13 protein-coding genes are annotated in these 18290 nt (G+C 55.6%); 3 read left to right on the top strand and 10 right to left on the bottom strand.

Annotated elements, in window-relative coordinates; all coding sequences use genetic code 11:
* The first annotated feature begins 26 nt into the window (after positions 1 to 26).
* Genes B156_RS0110280 through B156_RS0110270 form a run of 3 tightly spaced genes read left to right on the top strand, consistent with a single transcriptional unit; the run spans position 27 to position 3327 of the window.
* Positions 27 to 1349 (top strand): sugar MFS transporter, encoded by a 1323-nt coding sequence (locus tag B156_RS0110280; protein ID WP_018619607.1) that lies wholly within the window; start codon positions 27 to 29, stop codon positions 1347 to 1349.
* A complete protein-coding gene (nagA, locus tag B156_RS0110275) occupies positions 1337 to 2539 on the top strand; it encodes an N-acetylglucosamine-6-phosphate deacetylase (RefSeq protein ID WP_018619606.1) in 1203 nt (400 codons plus the stop codon). The genes B156_RS0110280 and nagA overlap by 13 nt, the downstream gene beginning before the upstream one ends.
* Entirely contained in the window at positions 2536 to 3327 is a 792-nt protein-coding gene (locus B156_RS0110270) for a glucosamine-6-phosphate deaminase (RefSeq protein ID WP_018619605.1), read from the top strand. Before nagA ends, B156_RS0110270 begins: the two co-directional genes overlap by 4 nt.
* 184 nt (positions 3328 to 3511) lie before the next feature.
* Here B156_RS0110270 and B156_RS0110265 read toward each other — a convergent pair whose 3' ends face one another.
* The 10 genes from B156_RS0110265 to B156_RS29025 all read right to left on the bottom strand — a co-directional run.
* On the bottom strand, positions 3512 to 3886 hold the full coding sequence (locus B156_RS0110265) for a nuclear transport factor 2 family protein (RefSeq protein ID WP_018619604.1): 375 nt from the start codon (positions 3884 to 3886) through the stop codon (positions 3512 to 3514).
* Positions 3887 to 4120: 234 nt separating this feature from the next.
* Positions 4121 to 5134 (bottom strand): ScyD/ScyE family protein, encoded by a 1014-nt coding sequence (locus tag B156_RS0110260; RefSeq protein ID WP_018619603.1) that lies wholly within the window; start codon positions 5132 to 5134, stop codon positions 4121 to 4123.
* Positions 5135 to 5180: 46 nt separating this feature from the next.
* On the bottom strand, positions 5181 to 5852 hold the full coding sequence (locus B156_RS0110255; protein WP_018619602.1) for a hemerythrin domain-containing protein: 672 nt from the start codon (positions 5850 to 5852) through the stop codon (positions 5181 to 5183).
* 175 nt (positions 5853 to 6027) lie between these two features.
* Positions 6028 to 7041 carry a methyltransferase gene (locus tag B156_RS0110250; protein ID WP_018619601.1) on the bottom strand — a complete coding sequence of 338 codons (1014 nt, stop codon included), beginning with the start codon at positions 7039 to 7041 and terminating at the stop codon, positions 6028 to 6030.
* Positions 7042 to 7943: 902 nt separating this feature from the next.
* Positions 7944 to 8966: a hypothetical protein gene (locus B156_RS0110235; protein ID WP_018619598.1), complete on the bottom strand. Its 1023-nt coding sequence runs from the start codon at positions 8964 to 8966 to the stop codon at positions 7944 to 7946.
* A 120-nt stretch (positions 8967 to 9086) separates the two neighbouring features.
* Positions 9087 to 9239 (bottom strand): hypothetical protein, encoded by a 153-nt coding sequence (locus B156_RS32130; protein WP_018619597.1) that lies wholly within the window; start codon positions 9237 to 9239, stop codon positions 9087 to 9089.
* Between the two features lie 30 nt (positions 9240 to 9269).
* On the bottom strand, positions 9270 to 9380 hold the full coding sequence (locus B156_RS32125; protein WP_245563715.1) for an alpha-L-rhamnosidase C-terminal domain-containing protein: 111 nt from the start codon (positions 9378 to 9380) through the stop codon (positions 9270 to 9272).
* Between the two features lie 152 nt (positions 9381 to 9532).
* Complete coding sequence (locus B156_RS32120) at positions 9533 to 9673, bottom strand: alpha-L-rhamnosidase-related protein (protein WP_018619596.1); 141 nt, start codon at positions 9671 to 9673, stop codon at positions 9533 to 9535.
* Between the two features lie 130 nt (positions 9674 to 9803).
* The gene (locus B156_RS29030; RefSeq protein WP_018619595.1) at positions 9804 to 17102 is read right to left on the bottom strand and encodes a putative Ig domain-containing protein; all 7299 of its coding nucleotides are present in this window, start codon (positions 17100 to 17102) and stop codon (positions 9804 to 9806) included.
* 700 nt (positions 17103 to 17802) lie between these two features.
* Positions 17803 to 18290, bottom strand: a 488-nt coding sequence (locus B156_RS29025) for a T9SS type A sorting domain-containing protein (protein ID WP_040585456.1), incomplete at its 5' end; no start/stop codon positions are given.

The raw sequence follows: 18290 nt of genomic DNA, 5'->3' as shown, positions 1-18290 counted from the left end.
TACCAACCATTCACTCTTTCGCCCTTATGGAGTCAACTCCTCTAACCATTGATGCCAGTAACCTTACCCGTCGGGATACCACGGTATCCATCGGACTCATTGGGGTCATGTTTTTTATCTTCGGCTTTGTGTCGTGGGTCAACTCCATCCTGATTCCGTATTTCAAAATAGCCTGCGAACTGACGAGTTTTCAGGCCTACCTGGTCGCCTTTGCTTTTTACATTGCCTACTTCATCATGTCGGTACCAGCCTCATACCTGCTCAAAGCGGTCGGGTTCAAAAAAGGGATGATGATCGGTTTCTGGGTGATGGCGCTGGGGGCGTTTATCTTCATTCCCGCGGCCCAGACCCGTACTTATGGCGTATTTCTGCTGGGTTTGTTTACCATCGGCATTGGGTTGTCTGTTCTGCAAACGGCCGCTAATCCGTACATCACCATTCTGGGGCCCCAGGAACGGGCTGCCCAGCGAATCAGCCTCATGGGTATCTGCAACAAGGCCGCCGGTATTTTGTCGCCACTGGTGTTTGCCGCCGTCATCCTCCGCCCGACCGATACCGATTTGTTTGCTCAACTGGGCAGCATGGGGCCTTCGGAACGGGGAGCGGCTCTGGACGAGCTGGTGCGCCGGGTGATGGTGCCCTACGCCGTGCTGGGTACGTTTCTCTTTGTGCTGGGCTATCTGGTGTACCGCTCACCACTTCCCGAATTAAACACGGAACAGGAAAGCCCGTCAGTGGCGAATGCCAACGCCACCAAAACCAGCATCTTCCAGTTTCCGCACCTGGTGCTGGGGGCCGGAGCCATCTTTTTGCACGTGGGTACACAAGTCATTGCCATTGACACCATTATCGGCTATGCCGGGTCGATGGGGATCAACCTGCTGGAAGCAAAAGTTTTTCCGTCGTACACCCTGTTCTGCACCATTTGCGGCTACGTTCTGGGTATTATCGCCATTCCCCGTTTCATCAGTCAGGTAAATGCGCTGCGGATTTGTACCGGGCTGGGTACGCTGTTCACGCTGCTCATTATTTTTGCCAGTGGCCCGGTTACCCTGCTGGATCACGCGGCCGACGTGTCCATCTGGTTCGTGGTCCTGCTGGGGCTGGCCAACTCATTAATCTGGGCGGGTATCTGGCCGCTGGCGCTGGATGGGCTGGGGCGGTTCACCAAACTGGGTGCTTCTATCCTGATTATGGGGCTGTGTGGCAACGCCATCATGCCTCTATTTTATGGATACTTCGCCGACCAGTTCGACCTCCGCACGGCTTACTGGGTATTATTACCCTGCTACCTGTACTTAGTTTTTTACGCCATCAAAGGCCATAAAGTACGGACATGGGGCGTCTAAAAATCACAAACGGTACACTCATAACGCCCTATCGGTTTATTCGGGGGGGTACCCTGGTTATTCAGGATGGTATCATTGTGGGCGTCCATGAGCGGGATGTGGACGTGCCGGATGCCACGGAACTGGATGCGGGAGGCCGCTACATCGCTCCCGGTTTTATTGATATCCACGTGCACGGGGGCGGGGGCTGCGACTTCATGGATGGTACCGAAGCCGCTTTCCTGACCATTGCCGAATTACACGCCCGCTACGGCACCACCTCGCTGGTGCCAACCACCCTGACGGCCGAAAAGGAAGACCTGTTCCAGACGCTGGATGCCTTTGAGCAGGCCCGCCGAAACAACCCCCGCGGGGCAAATCTCCTGGGTATGCACCTGGAAGGGCCTTACCTGGCGCAGAGTCAGCGGGGGGCGCAGGACCCGCGGTACATCCGCAACCCCGACCCGCGGGAGTACGAAGAAATCCTGGCTTATTCCAGTTCCATTGTACGGTGGAGTGCCGCTCCTGAACTGCCCGGTGCTATTCCCTTTGGCCGACGGCTGCGGGAAAAAGGAATCCTGGCCGCCGTAGCCCATACCGACGCTATTTATGAGGAAGTACTGGCTGCTTACGAAGCGGGTTACTCGCTGGCAACGCACCTGTATTCGTGCATGTCGGGGGTGACGCGCCGGAACGCTTTTCGCTATGCCGGTGTCGTGGAGAGTGCGTTTCTGCTGGATATGGATGTCGAAATCATTGCCGATGGGGTCCACCTGCCCCCGCCGTTGCTGAAGCTGGTGTACAAAATAAAAGGGGCAGACCGAACGGCGCTGATTACCGATGCCATGCGGGCCGCCGGGATGCCCGAAGGCGAAAGTACCCTCGGCTCACTAACGAACGGCTTACAAGTGATTGTGGAAGATGGCGTGGCCAAATTGCCCGACCGAACCGCCTTTGCCGGGAGTGTGGCCACCATGAACCGGCTCGTCCGTAACATGGTCCAGCTAGCCGATGTGTCCCTGCTGGATGCCGTCCGGATGGCCAGCACTACGCCCGCCCGCATCATGGGTGTCGACAACCGGAAGGGGACGCTGGCCGTGGGGAAAGAGGCCGATATCGTTATTTTTGACGATCAGCTAACCATTCATTCAACCATTATGGGCGGAAAATTAGTCTATTCAACGACCGATAAACAACAGTTAACCACATGACGTCAGCAACTCCGGCCAACCAGCCATTCCGGGTCGATCAGCTATTGGTCAACGTCGCCAAAGACCGGCCGGAACTAGGTCAGCGGGCCGCCCGGGCCGTGGGGGACACAATCAGGAGATTAAGCCAGCAACAGGCCTTCGTCAACATCATCTTTGCCTCGGCCCCGTCGCAGAACGAATTTCTGGATGCGCTGGTGTGGGAAACGGACATCGACTGGCAGCGGGTCCGGGCGTTTCACATGGATGAATACCTCGGATTATCTCCCGATGCCCCGCAGAACTTCGGGTTGTACCTGAAGCAGCGCCTTTTCGATAAGGTACCCATTGGTGCCGTGTTTTATATCAATGGCAACGCGCCTGATCTGGAAACGGAACGGCAGCGGTACAGTGCTCTGCTGGAACAATACCCCACGGATGTGGTATGCCTCGGTATTGGCGAAAACTGCCATATCGCCTTCAACGACCCCCACGTGGCCAATTTCAACGACCCCGATCTGGTGAAAACTGTGCAACTGGACCACACGAGCCGGATGCAGCAGGTGCATGATGGTTGCTTTGCTTCGATGGAGCAGGTACCGGAGCAGGCCCTGACCCTAACAATTCCGGCACTCATCCGGGCACCCCAGTTGTTTTGCATGGTACCCGGTCGCCACAAGGCGCAGGCTATTTATCATACGCTGGTGGAAGCCATTTCGGAAAAATACCCATCAACCTGCCTGCGGTTGCATCCCGACACGACCCTGTTTATCGATCAGGACAGCGCCGAGTTGTATCTAAAAAATCGGTAGGTCAGGAAAGGGTTCAAATAAACTAGGGCAAGACAATCTGCGGGTGTGCTGGATGAGTGAGCGATGGGGGAACTGGTTGGAAAACAGATTGAGCCCATCAACTACGCAATGGCGGCATAGCGACAAGTTGAATTGCACCCCTTTACAGTTACTTTTTTCCAAAGGGTTTTGGGCCTATTTTCTTTCATTGTTGAAACAAAGGATTTAAATCAATAAATATTTTTAGTGATTTTACCAGATCTCCAGAACGGGTTATAACCGACAAGCATGGCACAACTACTGATTTTCCTTGCTTTAATGTGTAAGTAATATTCGCTTCTAAAAGCAGGTGATTATCATCAATGTATACATTTTGAAATGTGTGTTCCATCTTATGCAGCATTGACCAGAAAGTTGAAATATCTGATTTTACCTGTTGCTTACCTATAGAAACAGGATTGTTCGCAAATTGGACCACGATATTTTCATCGCAGTAACTGAGAAACATATCCATATCCATAGAATCTATATGGCTATAAAACGTTGATAACCATACGTTAGCTTGATTTTGTGTTTCCATTTTAGTTGTGAATTAAATGTGTGTTAAAGGGGGCCTGCAACTGTAGTACAATTGGTAAGTCTCAGAAAAACGTTTCTGCATGAAGAGCGGGAAGCAAAGAAAATTCTAATACGTATCGTTGAGTCATTGCGTTGACATGTAGGGAGACAGTTGGGCAATAACCTACGTAAAGGAGCACAGATAAACCCGTTGGGATTAACCATAGAAGAAGATCAATCCCAACGGGAGAAAAGATTAGAACGTAATTTTCAATAAAGTCCCGTCGCCCATGCTGGTCAGGTAAGCTGTATGGCTGTCAGCTACTTTCAGGTCCGTTGGCATGTTCAACTTGTCGAGCAGTACGTCACTGCTGGTGCCTTTGGCCCGTAGCAACCGGCCTGTTTTAGGTGTGAAACCCATTGGGCCAAACACGCCAAATTCGAGGGCCAGATAGTTGCCATTTCCATCGTTTTCGATGTCGACCAGACTGTTGAAGGTTTGCTGAAACACCGTCAGCTTGCCCGTCAGGTCCATCCGGTAAATCAGGGCTTTGCCAGCCGGGAAGGGAAAGCCCAGCAAGGTACTGATGGCGTATTGTTTGCCATCATACACAATCCCCGTAGGCACCGACTGAATAAACGGTGGGCCGGGCGGAGGGCCAGCCGGATTGGGGTTGGCAATGCCCAGAACGGCCGTTACCACACTCAGCTGCCCGCTTGCAGACCGGCGGATAATGGCATTGGCGGCTGCATCGGCGAAGTAAAGAGCCCCGTCGGGTCCCAGTGTCATATTGTAGAGGTGAGACTCGCCCGTGTCCTCGGTGAAGGTATAGTCGATCACGAACTTCTGAATATTTTCGGGCGTCAGACTAGCCGCTGGAATCGGCGCATTGCCGGTCTTGTAGGTGGCCAGATTAAGGGTGTACAGCCCTTTGGCATTCAGCACATATAGCATCCCATTGGCAACAAGCAGGTGATCGGTCGCGTCGAGTTCATTGTCGGGCCGGGTGAACGAATACAGGCCCGTGATGACGGGATGTACCACGCCATCGGGCGTAACCTCCGATACACGGCCATCGTTTTTGCCCGTGCCCTGTTCGGTAACGAAGATTCGGCCGCTGGCATCGGTTTCAACGCCAATTAGTCCCACTAAGCCCGTAGCGAGTGTCGTCAGGTTTGGTTGGACAGGCGTGGTAATCCGGTGGTCCTGGCATCCGGAGAGCAGGCTACCGACCAGAAGAAAACGTAAAACGGGGAATTTACAGGTCATGACATAAATTGATTAGGATGAAAATAGAGTAGACTAATTATGTGGATTAGGCCAGTGCCAGAGCCGTATACACCTTTTTCAGGCGCTCGGTCGGCAGTTCCTCCTGAGCCAGTTGCAGGAAGGTATCGAATACGGCTGTTGGTGCCTCTTGTTTGATACCCGACAGCCAGCTAATCACTTCCTTATCATTGATCGAGCGCATCATCCAGCGACTCTCGGCCATCAGCGTCTGAGGTGGAATAGCCTGGATGATCTCATGTTCCATATGCCGAATGTCGGCGTCGGTGTAATGCTGCCAAAGCTGATCCATCAGCACGTTCTCTTCCTTGTTCATGTGGTAGAGATTGAAGCCGATAAATTCATTGAAGGCAACCAGAATCCGTTGGCCGATGGCTTCCCGCTGGCCAGCAGAGTCGGTCGATTTCCACTCCCGAATGTGATCGAAGAGCGTATGCGTCAGGTTGTGATCGATGACATGATCGTTTTCCAGTTCATCAATCAGCACCGCGTTATGTTTGCGGATGTGGGGCAGAATAAACTGATCCTCATTTTCGGCGTGTTCATCGAAGTAGACGAGCACCTGGTGTAACTGCTCAACGACTTCGCTGGCCTGTGGCTGGGAAAAATCGGTTTGTTGCAGGCGGATAGCCGTATCATAGAGCATGCCCCGCAGCCCCTTATGAATTTGATTAAATACGTTGTAGCGTTGCTGTTGCATCTGGTTTTACTGGTTGACTGACTACGTCGCTCAATGCCCTGTGCCATTGCCGATGCGTTGTGTCAGTTAGTTGGTTAATAAGAAAATTTAGCTGATTACTGACTGGCTAAAAGCAGGAGTCAGCTTCTACTGGTGACGATAATAAGTTGGCTATAGTCTATCAAGTCGCTTTCCCCTATTTACTTTCTCCTTCGATAATACTGAAAGGAGACATGGTGGGTATTATTCGGGTTAATTTTAGTCCTGCTTTATCAAATAAATCGGCGTACTCTTTTCCTGTTCTCTCACACCCAGGTAAAAATTGCAACATTTGTAAGTCAAGGAATTTTGCGGGTGATGGTTCGTTTCCTTCAGGTACTACCATTTCTACCACCAGTACCTTTCCGCCATCGGTCATAGCGTTGCGGCAATTTTGAAGTAGGGTAATACATTGCTCATCATTCCAGTCGTGGATGATATGCTTCATTATGTAAGCGTCAGCACCGGTGGGTACAGATTCAAAAAAATCACCACCTACAGTTTCGCACCTATCTGTAACGCCATGCTCCTTTAGACGCTTTTCTGCCTCGGCAACAATAGCCAGTGTATCAAACAAAACTCCTTTTACATTGCCATATTTTGCAAGGATAGAAGCCAGTAAAAATCCATGCCCCCCACCTACATCTACCAATTTAGACGTGGAAGAAAAGTCATAAGCATTCACCACGGCAACACTTGAAAAAGCACTGTTGCTGGTCATGGCATCATTAAAAACGTTTCCAGCTTTCTCATTGCTCCAGAAATAATCAAAAGAAGATTTGCCATGTACTTTGTCAAAAGAGGGCTTGCCTGTTTTAACACTATAAGGAAGTTCTGCCCATGTCTGAAATTGCCAATCGCAGGTTATCATTTCAGCAAAAGCACGCAAACTCCCTGGTGCATCGCTAAGCAATGGTTCGGCTAGTGGGGTTAATGAAAACTTTTTTTCATTGTCTTCAGAATACACACCAGTACTGGCACAAGCACGTAACACCCGATAAAGAGAACGGGCATCAACGCCTGTTTGTCTGGCTAATTCGTCCGCTGTTTTTGCGCCATCTTTTAATAAGTCCGCAATACGCAGTTCCGCGGAAACACCTATTGCACGTGATGCCGCAAAGCCAAACAGTAGTTGCATCAACTGAACCGGAGGTGGAAGTTCTTGTGTCATAAGGGTTTGTTTGTTAAATGAGTAAAATAGGCTAAACTGTGAGCGTACAAAAAAACTAAGGATGTATGCTGATGACTGGGTTCATAGCGAACCGGGGGACCCGTTGAGCAGGGCCAAAGGTGGCTAAACGATCGACTCATAATGGGTGCGCTGAGTGGGTTAAAATGGGTGTACATTAACACCACAAGAGTAAGGGGATACGATTTAAAAAAGGTGCACTATTGTTCCGAAAAGGTGCACTATTGTTCAGCCCCCGGGCAAAAGGCGATAATTTTCGGGCAAAAGGCTAAATTTTTCAAAAAACTGCTGACTGTACCTCTTGAGATTGTCAAAACCACCGCGTAAGCCACCTCCCATATATTGAGTGTCGTGGTGGTCAGAAGCGTCCGGACTTTTCGTAAGCGCAGGGCGCACACGTAGCGGCAGATGGACATACCTGTCAGGGCCGTTGGCTTATTGGGAAGGGTAGTTGGGCCCATGCCCAACGGCTGGCAGATGGTATCCGCCGAAAGCCCGGGGTTATACAGTTGCTCTTCTACCGTGAAACGAAGCTTTGTTAAAAACCCATTTCCCAGGGCATCCACCGGCGTATGCGACTGATTGTCGTTAACCGTTATTGAAAACAGTTCATGTAGCTAAATGTACATTCTACCCAACAGTGGTCCAGAGAAACGTCGGTATATAAAATATCTGGAGACTGCAGATCGTAAAGAGGTGGGCCAATGGGTTTTGTTGCAGCGCGCCCTGATGTGGCTGCTCACCCGCCTTCAAAAGCACCACTGACCACTACTCCAATTCAGGGGCTCTATTGTAACCCCGTCAATTCGTCCCCTCCGTGCGCCCCGGCAATAGCACACTGGCGCTTCTGGGTAGCACCGTGTATGGGCTTTGCAGGTGGTGGGTTAAATGGGCAGGCGCTTTCGTAAAGATGCGTAGTTTTTATTCATGTCCAGCCCCGTAATTGACTCAAACATGCTGATGAACGTGCGGACCAGTTCGGGGTCGGCGGTGAGCATGGCGCGGGCGTCCGTCACCTTATTCATGTTGTACTGCCCCACAAAAATCACCAGCGCCTTAAACGGCTCACTAGCCTCCAGATCGACCCGGATAAGCAGTTGCAGCGGCAGACTTTCTAGCGTGTGTAATACCGGAACACCCGCATCGCGCTGTTGATGATGATCAGAAAACAGGGTAAAGGTATCCTCAATTTCGCGCAGACAAGCCTGATGCAGCTGCTGCTGTTCATGCCATACTTCTTCAGGCAGGGGCTCACGGGGGTGAATGGTGCGCCAGACGGGCTCTACATAACAACTATACAGACTACTACTGCCTGGTTCGTGCGGTGCGTCGGGGTGCGGGTCCAGGCTGGCGAAGTAAAACTCCCGTGAGTCACGGATGCGGGTAGTAAGCAAGTCATGAATCCGGTCGGTCAGGATTTTATATTCCCGTTTAGCATCCTGAAGCTGTGGGTTGTAGCCAGCCTGAAGTTTCCCGATGGCGGCCGTATCGGTTATAATGTAGATGCACTCGCTGTTGGCGGCCCCGTCCAGAAAATCACGCACTTCGGTCAGAATCTGCCGATAGCCCCGGAACAACTCGCGGGTGGCGTCGGAGATGGTCGCCACGGCACCCCGAATCTGCTGATCAATTGCGTAGTTCTGCTGGGCAAGCCGACTGGTTTCGGCCAATACCTGGTGCATTTGGTCGAGCGCCTGATCAGTTTTGCGGGAGGTATCTTCAGAGGCTTTCCAGCTTTGAAAGGCTACAAAAAAGGCCAGAAAGGAAGCCACACTGCCAATAACTCCGTAATGGGTGTTTAAATCGATCTCGAATTTTAACCCTATACCAATCAGGCCCAGAAAGATAGCCAGGTAAAACCACCAGCTTTGGGTTGGTCGAAACAGAAACGAGCGGAAAAACGACATAGGGCAAACGAAGTTTTAACTATCCTCCGTAAAGTTACGCCTGGAAGGACTTGAGGATATGAAAACGAAGGCGCCTATTGCCAAAATTCTGTTGAGCAAAGCGTACATAATGCCCCTTTCTTACTCGTTACGTATCGTAAAGGAATAGCATCCTGACTCCAGGGGAATAACAACCTCATCATTGGCCTGACGAAATCCCGGCCGTAAGTCGATTGGTTTACCCGCTTCGGTGATTTGGCTGATGCGCTTTGCCAGTAAGTAAAGGGTAGCCATTAGATTGGGCGGAAGGGTGGTTTTGTACGACTAGTGGCTCTCCTCCCACTTCCATTCGCTGCTGATTCGGCCGTAGAGTGAATCGTAATAGCCTTTGGCAAACGTCATTTGTTTGGTTGGATCGGGTGTGGGTATCAGCACGAACTCTTTATAGGTGGGCGTTTCCGGTTGCCGCCGAATCGCCAGCCAATGTTTTTACATCCAGGCCGCTAGGGCCCCAAACGAATAATGAAGGAAATCATGCTGTTATGACCCTCGAAACCCTTTTCCATCGTGTATAAATTCGAGCGTTCCTACATAGAGGTTGCCCCGTTTACGACCGAGTACAGCCAGTAAGGATAATCCTGCTGCTGAAACAGCCGGTACGCATCCGCTGGATTCCCGTTTTCAGACAGCGCGTTAGTGATGGAAGCGGTACCAACAAAGCCGGTCATCAACGAATGAGGGGGCACTCGACACCCTCGGTTCAGAAACCGTTCGGTTAAACCTCCGAATCACCAAAGAAGCCGCGTTCCCGGAAAGGGGCGCGGCTTCTTTGGTGAACCACTCTGTTGAAGATAAGGGCTACTCCACTTTGAGCAGCTTGAGCCTCTGGCTTTGGGTGTATGTACTCACCCGCAGCAGCAGCACGCCCGCCGGAACCCGGCCCAGGTGGAGCGGCAGACGCTCCACTTCCCCGGCCTTTCCAACCGACTGCTCACTGACCAGGTGACCCCGTTCGTCCCTCAGTTGCAGCTGCAATGGCTGTCCCTCGGCGCCCCGTACCTCCACGGCCACCGTTTCGCCTGCCACCGGGTTGCCCAGCACCGTCACACTTAGGGGTACCTCCACAAGGGCCGCCTGACGGGCACCCGGGTTGCAGGCCGCCAGCCACCCGTAGCTGAAACTGCTCGATACCCCACTTTGCCTTGCCTGAAGCCTAATGACTGGATTGTCCGTGTAGAGCGTCAGACTGTACGGCCCTGGATTGGTGGTGGGCAGCAGCTCGTTGACCACCGAGAAGCTGACCGGGCTGCCATCCAGGCCCGCGTACTGCGGACTGAACGTTAGTCTGCGCTGGCCCGCCGGGAGCACCTGGCAACTCACCGTGGTTACCCCTGTAATGCTGAAGCTACTCGTGGGCGGTGGCGGGGTTACCGGAGCCGGTTCCACCGTCAGAGTCAAACTGGTCGTCGCACTCAGATTGCCCGGATCGGTCGCCGTGACGCTCACCTGGCTCACGCCCGACATAGAGGGCGTACCCGAGATGGTCGCAGGGGCGGTGAAGCTCAGGCCCGCTGGCAGACCCGACACCGACAGCGTCAGCTGATTGGGTGTCTCGGCATCGGTGAACACCCCCGCCAGGGAGAGGGTGTAGCCCACACCCACGGTGGCCGACTGGGGTGGCACCGGGTTGGCCACCGTGGGTGAAGTGTTGGCCGGTGGATTGCTGCCTCCGCAGGCGATCAGCCAGTTATAGGCAAAACTGTTACTCACCCCACTCTGGACCGCATTCAGGGTGATAATCGGGTTGTCGGTGTACAGCTTCAGGGTGTAGGGACCCGGGTTGGTGGAGGGAGCCATCTCATTGACCACCGAGAAGCTCACCGGTGCTCCGTTCAGCCCCGCGTACCGGGGGTTAAACGTCACCTGCCGTTGCCCCACCGACAGGGTGGTACAACTTACTGTAGTTACGCCGGTGATGCTGAAGGTGCCCGTTGGGGGTGGGGGGGTACCGGCGGCCGGGTTCACCGTGAGGGTGAAACTGGTGCTGGCCGACAGGCTGCCCGGATCGGTCGCCGTTACTGTAACGCTGCTTACCCCACTCACCGAGGGCGTACCCGAGATGGTCGAGGGAGCTACGAAGTTCAGCCCCGCGGGCAGACCACTCACTGACAGCGTTAACTGATTGGGTGTCTCGGCATCGGTGAACACATTCGCCAGCGAGAGCGTGTAACCGATACCTACCGTAGCCGACTGAGGGGGAACGGGACTCGCCACCGTGGGTGGGGTGTTAGCTGTCGAGGAGCTACAGGCCGAGAGCCAGTTGTAGGCAAAACTGGTGGAGGCCCCGCTCTGGCGTGCCTGTAGGGTGATGACCGAATTGTCGGTGTACAGGTTCAGTACGTATGGCCCCGGACTGGTCGTCGGCAGCAGTTCGCTGACCACCGAAAAGCTCACCGGACTGCCGTCCAACCCGGCGTAGCGGGGGTTGAAGGTGACCCGGCGCTGACCGGCTGAGAGCACTTCGCAACTGACCGTCGTGACCCCGGTGATGCTGAAGGTAGCCGTAGGGGGCGGAGTATTCGCCGGACTCACCGTAATGGTAAACATTGTACTGGCCGACAGACTACCCGGATCGGTGGCCGTCACCGTCACCGTCGAGACACCCGACATCGACGATGTACCCGAGATGATGCGCGTGTTGGGATCGAAACTAAAGCCGTTGGCCGGACTGATGCTGGCCGTGTAGGTCAGCTGATTGGGCGTTTCACTGTCGGTGAAGGCGTTGACCGTGTAGGAGAACGCTACGCCCACGGTGGCCGTCTGGTTGGCATTGGCCGTGGCCACCGGGGCCGAATTGACCGTGCTGACGGTTACGCTGGTGGAACTGCTACAACCGCTGGTGTTGGTGACGGTGACCGAGTAGGTGCCCGCGATCACGGTGATGCTGGGAGTGGTTTCTCCGGTAGACCACGTCTGGGAGGTGCCCCCCGAAACGGTGAGCGTGGTCGAGCCTCCGCTGGTAACGGTCGTGTTGCCGCTGATGGTGGCCGTGGGCCGGGTCGTACTGGCACTGACGCTGGTGCTGGCCACAGCCGAACACCCGTTGCCGGCGTTTGTGACGGTGACCGAATAAAGGCCGCCGTTAGTGACGGTGGCCTGATTACTTGACCCAATTTGGCTGGCCCCGCTGCTGAAGCGGTAGCTGGTGCCCCCCGAAGCGGTCAGGGTCACGCTAGTCATTGAGCAGGTGATGGGGCCGTTGTTAGTCAGAGTTGCCGTAGGCGCGCTTTGGTCCCCCGTAACGGTGGTCTGGGCGGTGGCCGAACAGCCGGTGGCCCCGTTGCTCACCGTCACCGAATAGGTACCCGTCGTGTTCACAATGGCCTGATTGCCGTTCTGGCTCACCACGCCCGGCCCCGCGAAGGCGTAACTCAAGCCGTTGGGGCTGGCCGTCAGCGTCACGCTACTCATCGCACAGGTAATCATCCCGCTGCTGGTTAGGCTGGCCTGGGGCACCGTGTTGTCCTGACTGATGGTGATGGAAGTGACTGAGAAACAGCCCGTATTGGTGTTAGTTACCGTCACCGAGTAGGTGCCACTGGCATTCACCAGGGCCGTTTTGCCGGTCTGACTCATCACATTGGGACTGAATGCGTAGCTATTACCGCCCCCCGCTGTCAGCGTCAGACTGGTCTGGGCACAGCTCAGGGTGGTAGAGGGGCTGGCGGTTAGCGTGGGGGCGATAACCGTGGTGGCACTGTTGACCGGGGTACTGGTACTACTAACACACCCATTGGCAGAAGCTACGGTGACCGAGTACGTACCAGGGCTATTCACTACTAGTGTATTCGAAGCACCCGGTGTGCCCAGCACGCCATTGCCATTGGCAAAGGTGTAGGAACTGCCCCCCGATGCTGTTAGCGTCACGCTGGTTTGGGCGCAGGTGAGCGGGCCGTTGCTGGCCAGGCTGGCCACCGGCAAGGGGTTGACCGTCAGGGTCGTTTCGCTGGATGCGGACTGGCCATTGGCGCTCACCGTGAGGGTAAAGTTCTGGGTGCCCGTACCCGCAGCCGGTATGGATTGGCTGAACAGGGGGCCGCTGGCATTGCCCGTCAGAGAGCTACCGAGTCCGTTGGTGAGTGTGTAGCCGTAGCTGCCCGTCACGTTGCCCACCGTGGCGGTAAAGGTGGCTACGCTACCCACACAGACCGCCCCCGGATTGGCGGTCAGGCCGGTCAGTGTCGGGTTAGGGCCTGGGGCATCATTCACTGTCAGGGCGTAGGGCGCACTCATCCCCGAACAGCCGGTGGCATCCCGGCCCAGCACGGTGAGGGTGTAGCTGCCTGCCTGGGTTGGCGTACCCGACAGCACGCCCGTGTTGGACAGACTCAAACCCGTCGGCACATTGCCACTGGCCAGGCTGTAATTGTAAGGGCTAGTGCCGCCCGAAGCACTGAAGGATTGGTTAAAGGCTACGCCAACCCTTGCCGTGCTCACGCCGGGGACGGTGATGATAAGGCCGGGAGGACCCTGGTACTCGTAGGCGCCCATGTCGATGGGGCCACCATTGAAGGTTCGAGGGTTACCTGCCAGATCGGTGGACGTACCATTAGCCGCCTTATCGCCAGCATCGATGGCGGGGCTACAGGCGGTGAGCCGGGTATCAGTAGTGCTCACAAAAGGTGTAGTCGTAGTAGTCAGGTTGCCCGTCCCGGGGCTGTAACCCGTCACCGAAGACTCAAACAGACTATAGCTGGTGGTGATGAACGCCCCCTGCTGGTTGTTGAAGGTATTGGCCCCGCTGTTACCCCATACCACGCAGTTGGTCAGCACGGGGCGGCTGCTCCCCTGATAGCTAATGTTATACATCGCCCCGCCTGAAGCAGCCGAATTGCCCTGAAACGAACAGTTGATCAGGCTGGGGTTACTATTACCCCCAATACTCCCGTCGTTGTAGATAGCCCCACCCCTATTGGCGGAATAGTTGGATTGAAAGGCGCAGTTGATCAGGGTGGGGTTACTGGTGCCACTCGTGTAACCAGCGTTGTAGAGGGCCCCGCCCTGATTGGCGGCCCGGTTGTAAATAAACAGACAGTTGCGAATCAGGGGGCTACAGGTATTGCTCGCTCCATTACCATTGTTGATCATACCCCCGCCCCCGTCGTCGGGCGAGCTGCTGCCATTGGCATTGCCGCTGGTAATGAGGAAGCCATCGAGCACCGCCGAGTTGGTCAGGCCCGTGGCGTTATTGACGACGTGGTAACTGTTATCGGTATTGGATCCTGCGGTACCAATATCGCCCGAGAGGATAGTCGCTAGTGGGTTACCCAGCACCCGTTGGTTCAGGTCGGTTTCGGTACCCGCAAAGCCTCCGTAAATGGCCACGTTGGGCCGCATAGCAAAACTGATACTACGGTTGGTATTGTTTGGCGGGCCGGGTTTGTAGGTGCCCGTGGCTACCCAGACCTGTTGGGCACCTGCCAGGTTGATCTGGCCTTGCAGATCACCGCTGGCATCGGCCCAACTGCTGCCGCTGCCCGCTGCCCCCGCTTTAACGTAGCGAATAGGCGAATCGAGTTGCACCAGTAGGATATAGGGCGCACTCACCCCCGAACAGCCGGTGGCGTACTGCCCCCGCACGGTGAGCGTGAAGCTGCCGCCCTGAGTTGGGGTGCCCGAGAGCACCCCTGTGGTAGCCAGACTCAGGCCCGTTGGCAGACTGCCGCTGAATAGCGCATAGCTGTAGGGGCCACTGCCCCCCGAAGCCACAAAGGACTGGCTAAAGGGTGCCCCCGCCGTTGCCGTGTTTACGCTGGGGGGAGAGATATTGACAGCGGGAGCGGCCTGATACTCGACGGCTCCCATGTCGATGACGCCATTGTAAATGCGGGGGTTACCGGCCAGATCGGTGGCGGGTCCATTGACCGCCTGGTAGTTGGCATTGCTGCCCAGGTTGATGGCGGGTGCGCAGGCATTGAGGGCCACGGCGTTGGCACTCACAAAGGGCGAGGTGGTGGCCGTCTGGTTGTTTCCCCCGTTGGTGTAGCCCCCCACGCCAGTCTCCAGCAGGCAGTAGCTAACCGACACCCCACCAGTGGCATCGTAAAATGCCAGCGTCCCCCCGTTATTCCACAGCACGCAGTTGCTCATCGTTAGGTTGCTGTTGGAGTTATAGACAGCCCCGCCCCTGGTAACGGCCGAATTGCCCTGGAAGCTACAGTTAATCATCCGGGCATCACTGTTGTTGGCGTTGTAAATAGCCCCGCCAAGGGCAGTGGCCGTGTTGCCCTGGAAGTTACAGTTAATTAGTACGGCACTGCTGAAGTTCGCAATGGCCCCGCCGGAGGTAGCCGAATTGCCCTGGAAGCTACAGTTGGTCAGCCGAGGGCTGCCGGAGGTGATGTAGACGGCTCCGCCGTAGGCAGCCGAATTGCCCTGGAAGCTACAGTTAGTGATTGTTGGGGAGCCCTCCGTATGGAGCATCCCCCCACCAAACGCCTGATTTTCAGAGATATTACCGCCCGTGATGACGAAGCCGTCCAGCACGGCTGTGCTGGTCAGACCTGGGGCATTGTTGATGACGTGGTAGGTATTGTCAGCCGCATTGCCCACCGCGCCGATGTCCCCGCTGAGCGTGCTGCCGGAGGGCTGCCCGGCCACGGGGTTGATAGTGGGCCGCTGGCTTAGGCTGGTTTCATTGCCCGTAAAGCCCCCATAGATGGCCACCCCGTCCTGGAGAGTGAAGCTGATGGTGCGGTCGGTAGTGGTAGTGGGTTTGTAGGTACCGGCGGCCACCCAGATTTCGGTCAGGTTCTGCGCACATCTATAGCTCTGGCTCAGCGCCTGTTGCAGGTCAGGGAAAGCATCGGCCCAGCTCAGGCCGTTGCCGGACCCGGTAGCGTTGGCCCTCACATATAACCGGGTGGGTGGGGGACCCGTGTTCACCGCAACGGTGACCGTGCCGTAGGTGGGGCTGCCGCTGGAGGAGCGGACAATGTAGTAGTAGGTCTGGGTGGCGGTGGGCGACACCACCGGACTAGTCAGCGGCTGGGCATCGTAGCCTGCCGTCTGACCAGTGGAATTATCTCCCCAGCCTACCACTGACCCGTTGGCTTTCACGGCTAAACTATAATCTCTACCGGCGGCAATGGCGGTGGCGGGCATGGCCGAGGCCGGCACAGTCGTCTGACCATGGTTATTGTATCCCCAGGCCACCACCGTGCCGTTGGCTTTCAGGGCTAAACTATGTTGGCTTCCGGCGGCAATGGCGATGGCGGGAGCGGCCGATGCCGGCACACTCAACTGACCATAGACATTATCTCCCCAGCCTACCACTGACCCATTGGCTTTCAGGGCCAAACCATAAAAGCTCCCGGCGGCAATGGCGGTGGCGGGGGTGGCCGAGGCCGGCACACTCAACTGACCATATAGATTACGTCCCCAGGCCACCACCGTGCCGTCGGCTTTGAGGGCTAAACTAAGTTGGCTACTAGCGGCAAGAGCGGTGGCGGGGGTAGCCGAGGCCGGCACATTCGTCTGGCCATATTGATTGTTTCCCCAGGCCACCACCGTGCCGTCGGCTTTCAGTGCTAAACTATGTTGGCTTCCGGTTCCGGCAGCAATGGCGGTGGCGGGGGTGGCCGAGGCCGGCACAGGCAACTGCGAAATATCTCCCCAGGCCACCACCTTGCCGTCGGCTCTTAGGGCTAAACTATTAGTGTACCCGGCAGCAATGGCTTTGGCGGGGGTGGCCGAGGCCGGCACGTTCAACTGGCCAAAATCATTGAATCCCCAGCCCACCACCGTGCCGTCGACTAATAAGGCTAAACCATGTAAGTCTCCGGCAGCAATAGCTTTGGCGGGCGGCTTTATCGAGAAGCTCAGGGTGCTGCCCACGGGCGGGCTTACTGTGCTGTTGAGGTTAATCGCACTACCCGCGCAGATGGTGACGGTAGTGTTCTGGGCTTGCGCGCCCATACTGGCCAACAGAATCACCAGACAAACCACACCCAATCGACACCGGCTTAAAAGTTTGGTGTTGATGAATCGGTGGTAGAAAAGTGCCTGCGGGTGGGTCTGGCGGCTCTGGTGAGCAGTCCGGCAAAGCGTCCGTGCTGCCGCAGTAAAGAAAAAATCCGTTCGGAGAGCTGGTTTCATAGAATTACGTGCCGAAGAGTTAATCTGTAGTTAGGTAATGGCAAATCACCGTTTTAAGGAGTTACTGGCGGGGCCATCCTCATCGGGTTGAGCTGGGCAGGTCATGGTAGTGACAAAAAAAAGCATGTTGAGATTGGTAACGGGTTAAAAAGAGAGGACGGTTCGACAGCGGTCAATCCCAGATTACCCGTCCCAAATCAGGGGATAAAGAGGGAAGGGTTTTCGGTCCCGAATGCCAGTGCAAGTTTAGCGGACGCCCAGCAGACCGATGTGCAGATTTCACCCAAATAGGTGCACATTTGGTGCATCGTGGCCAATAGAGTGAAAAAAACAGGTAATTAGTTCTTTTTGTTGAGGGGATCTGTCCTCACTTGCTGGCACCGGTACCAGGGGCGGGCTCAGAGTCAGTCAACAATAACGCTACTCGGCGAGGCCTTACTACTGTTTAGGGCCGGGTATCCGAAGACGTGGAGCGACCGATTAAAACAGGGAGGCAGAATCAGTCAGCCACGTTCTCTGCACCACCTATCGGCGGGGATCATTGGACGTGTCAACGCTCTTCAGGAGGGGTCAAACGGTCAACACAAAACTTGATAACTCAGCCTGAAACCGTTCGGTTAAACCTCCGAATCACCAAAGAAGCCGCGTTCCCGGAAAGGGGCGCGGCTTCTTTGGTGAACCACTCTGTCGAAGATAAGGGCTACTCCGCTTTGAGCAGCTTGAGCCTCTGGCTTTGGGTGGACGTACTGACCCGTAGCAGCAGCACGCCCGCCGGAACCTGGCCCAGGCGGAGCGTCTGCCGCTCCACCACCCCGGCCTTTCCAACTGACTGCTCACTGACCAGGTGGCCCCGTTCATCCCTCAGTTGCAGCTGCAATGGCTGTCCCTCGGCGCCCCGTACCTCCACGGCCACCGTTTCGCCCGCCACCGGGTTGCCCAGCACCGTCACACTTAGGGGCACCTCCACAAGGGCCGCCTGACGGGCACCCGGGTTGCAGGCCGACAGCCACCCGTAGCTGAAACTGCTCGATACACCACTTTGCCTTGCCTGAAGCCTAATGACCGGATTGTCCGTGTAGAGCGTCAGACTGTACGGCCCTGGATTGGTGGTGGGCAGCAGCTCGTTGACCACCGAGAAGCTGACCGGACTGCCATCCAGCCCCGCGTACTGGGGACTGAACGTTAGTC

The organism is Spirosoma luteum DSM 19990 (assembly GCF_000374065.1).
GTDB classification, from domain to species: Bacteria; Bacteroidota; Bacteroidia; order Cytophagales; family Spirosomataceae; genus Spirosoma; species Spirosoma luteum.
This window is presented reverse-complemented; position numbering and strand designations above follow the sequence as displayed.

Excerpts from the sequence above, each read along its gene's own strand:
- nagA (WP_018619606.1), top strand. The coding sequence starts at position 1,337 with ATGGGGCGTCTAAAAATCACAAACGGTACACTCATAACGCCCTATCGG.
- B156_RS0110265 (WP_018619604.1), bottom strand. The coding sequence starts at position 3,886 with ATGGAAACACAAAATCAAGCTAACGTATGGTTATCAACGTTTTATAGC.
- B156_RS0110260 (WP_018619603.1), bottom strand. The coding sequence starts at position 5,134 with ATGACCTGTAAATTCCCCGTTTTACGTTTTCTTCTGGTCGGTAGCCTG.
- B156_RS32120 (WP_018619596.1), bottom strand. The coding sequence starts at position 9,673 with ATGACCGGCTTTGTTGGTACCGCTTCCATCACTAACGCGCTGTCTGAA.
- B156_RS0110250 (WP_018619601.1), bottom strand. The coding sequence starts at position 7,041 with ATGACACAAGAACTTCCACCTCCGGTTCAGTTGATGCAACTACTGTTT.
- B156_RS0110235 (WP_018619598.1), bottom strand. The coding sequence starts at position 8,966 with ATGTCGTTTTTCCGCTCGTTTCTGTTTCGACCAACCCAAAGCTGGTGG.
- B156_RS32130 (WP_018619597.1), bottom strand. The coding sequence starts at position 9,239 with ATGGCTACCCTTTACTTACTGGCAAAGCGCATCAGCCAAATCACCGAA.
- B156_RS29030 (WP_018619595.1), bottom strand. The coding sequence starts at position 17,102 with ATGAAACCAGCTCTCCGAACGGATTTTTTCTTTACTGCGGCAGCACGG.
- B156_RS0110270 (WP_018619605.1), top strand. The coding sequence starts at position 2,536 with ATGACGTCAGCAACTCCGGCCAACCAGCCATTCCGGGTCGATCAGCTA.
- B156_RS0110255 (WP_018619602.1), bottom strand. The coding sequence starts at position 5,852 with ATGCAACAGCAACGCTACAACGTATTTAATCAAATTCATAAGGGGCTG.
- B156_RS0110280 (WP_018619607.1), top strand. The coding sequence starts at position 27 with ATGGAGTCAACTCCTCTAACCATTGATGCCAGTAACCTTACCCGTCGG.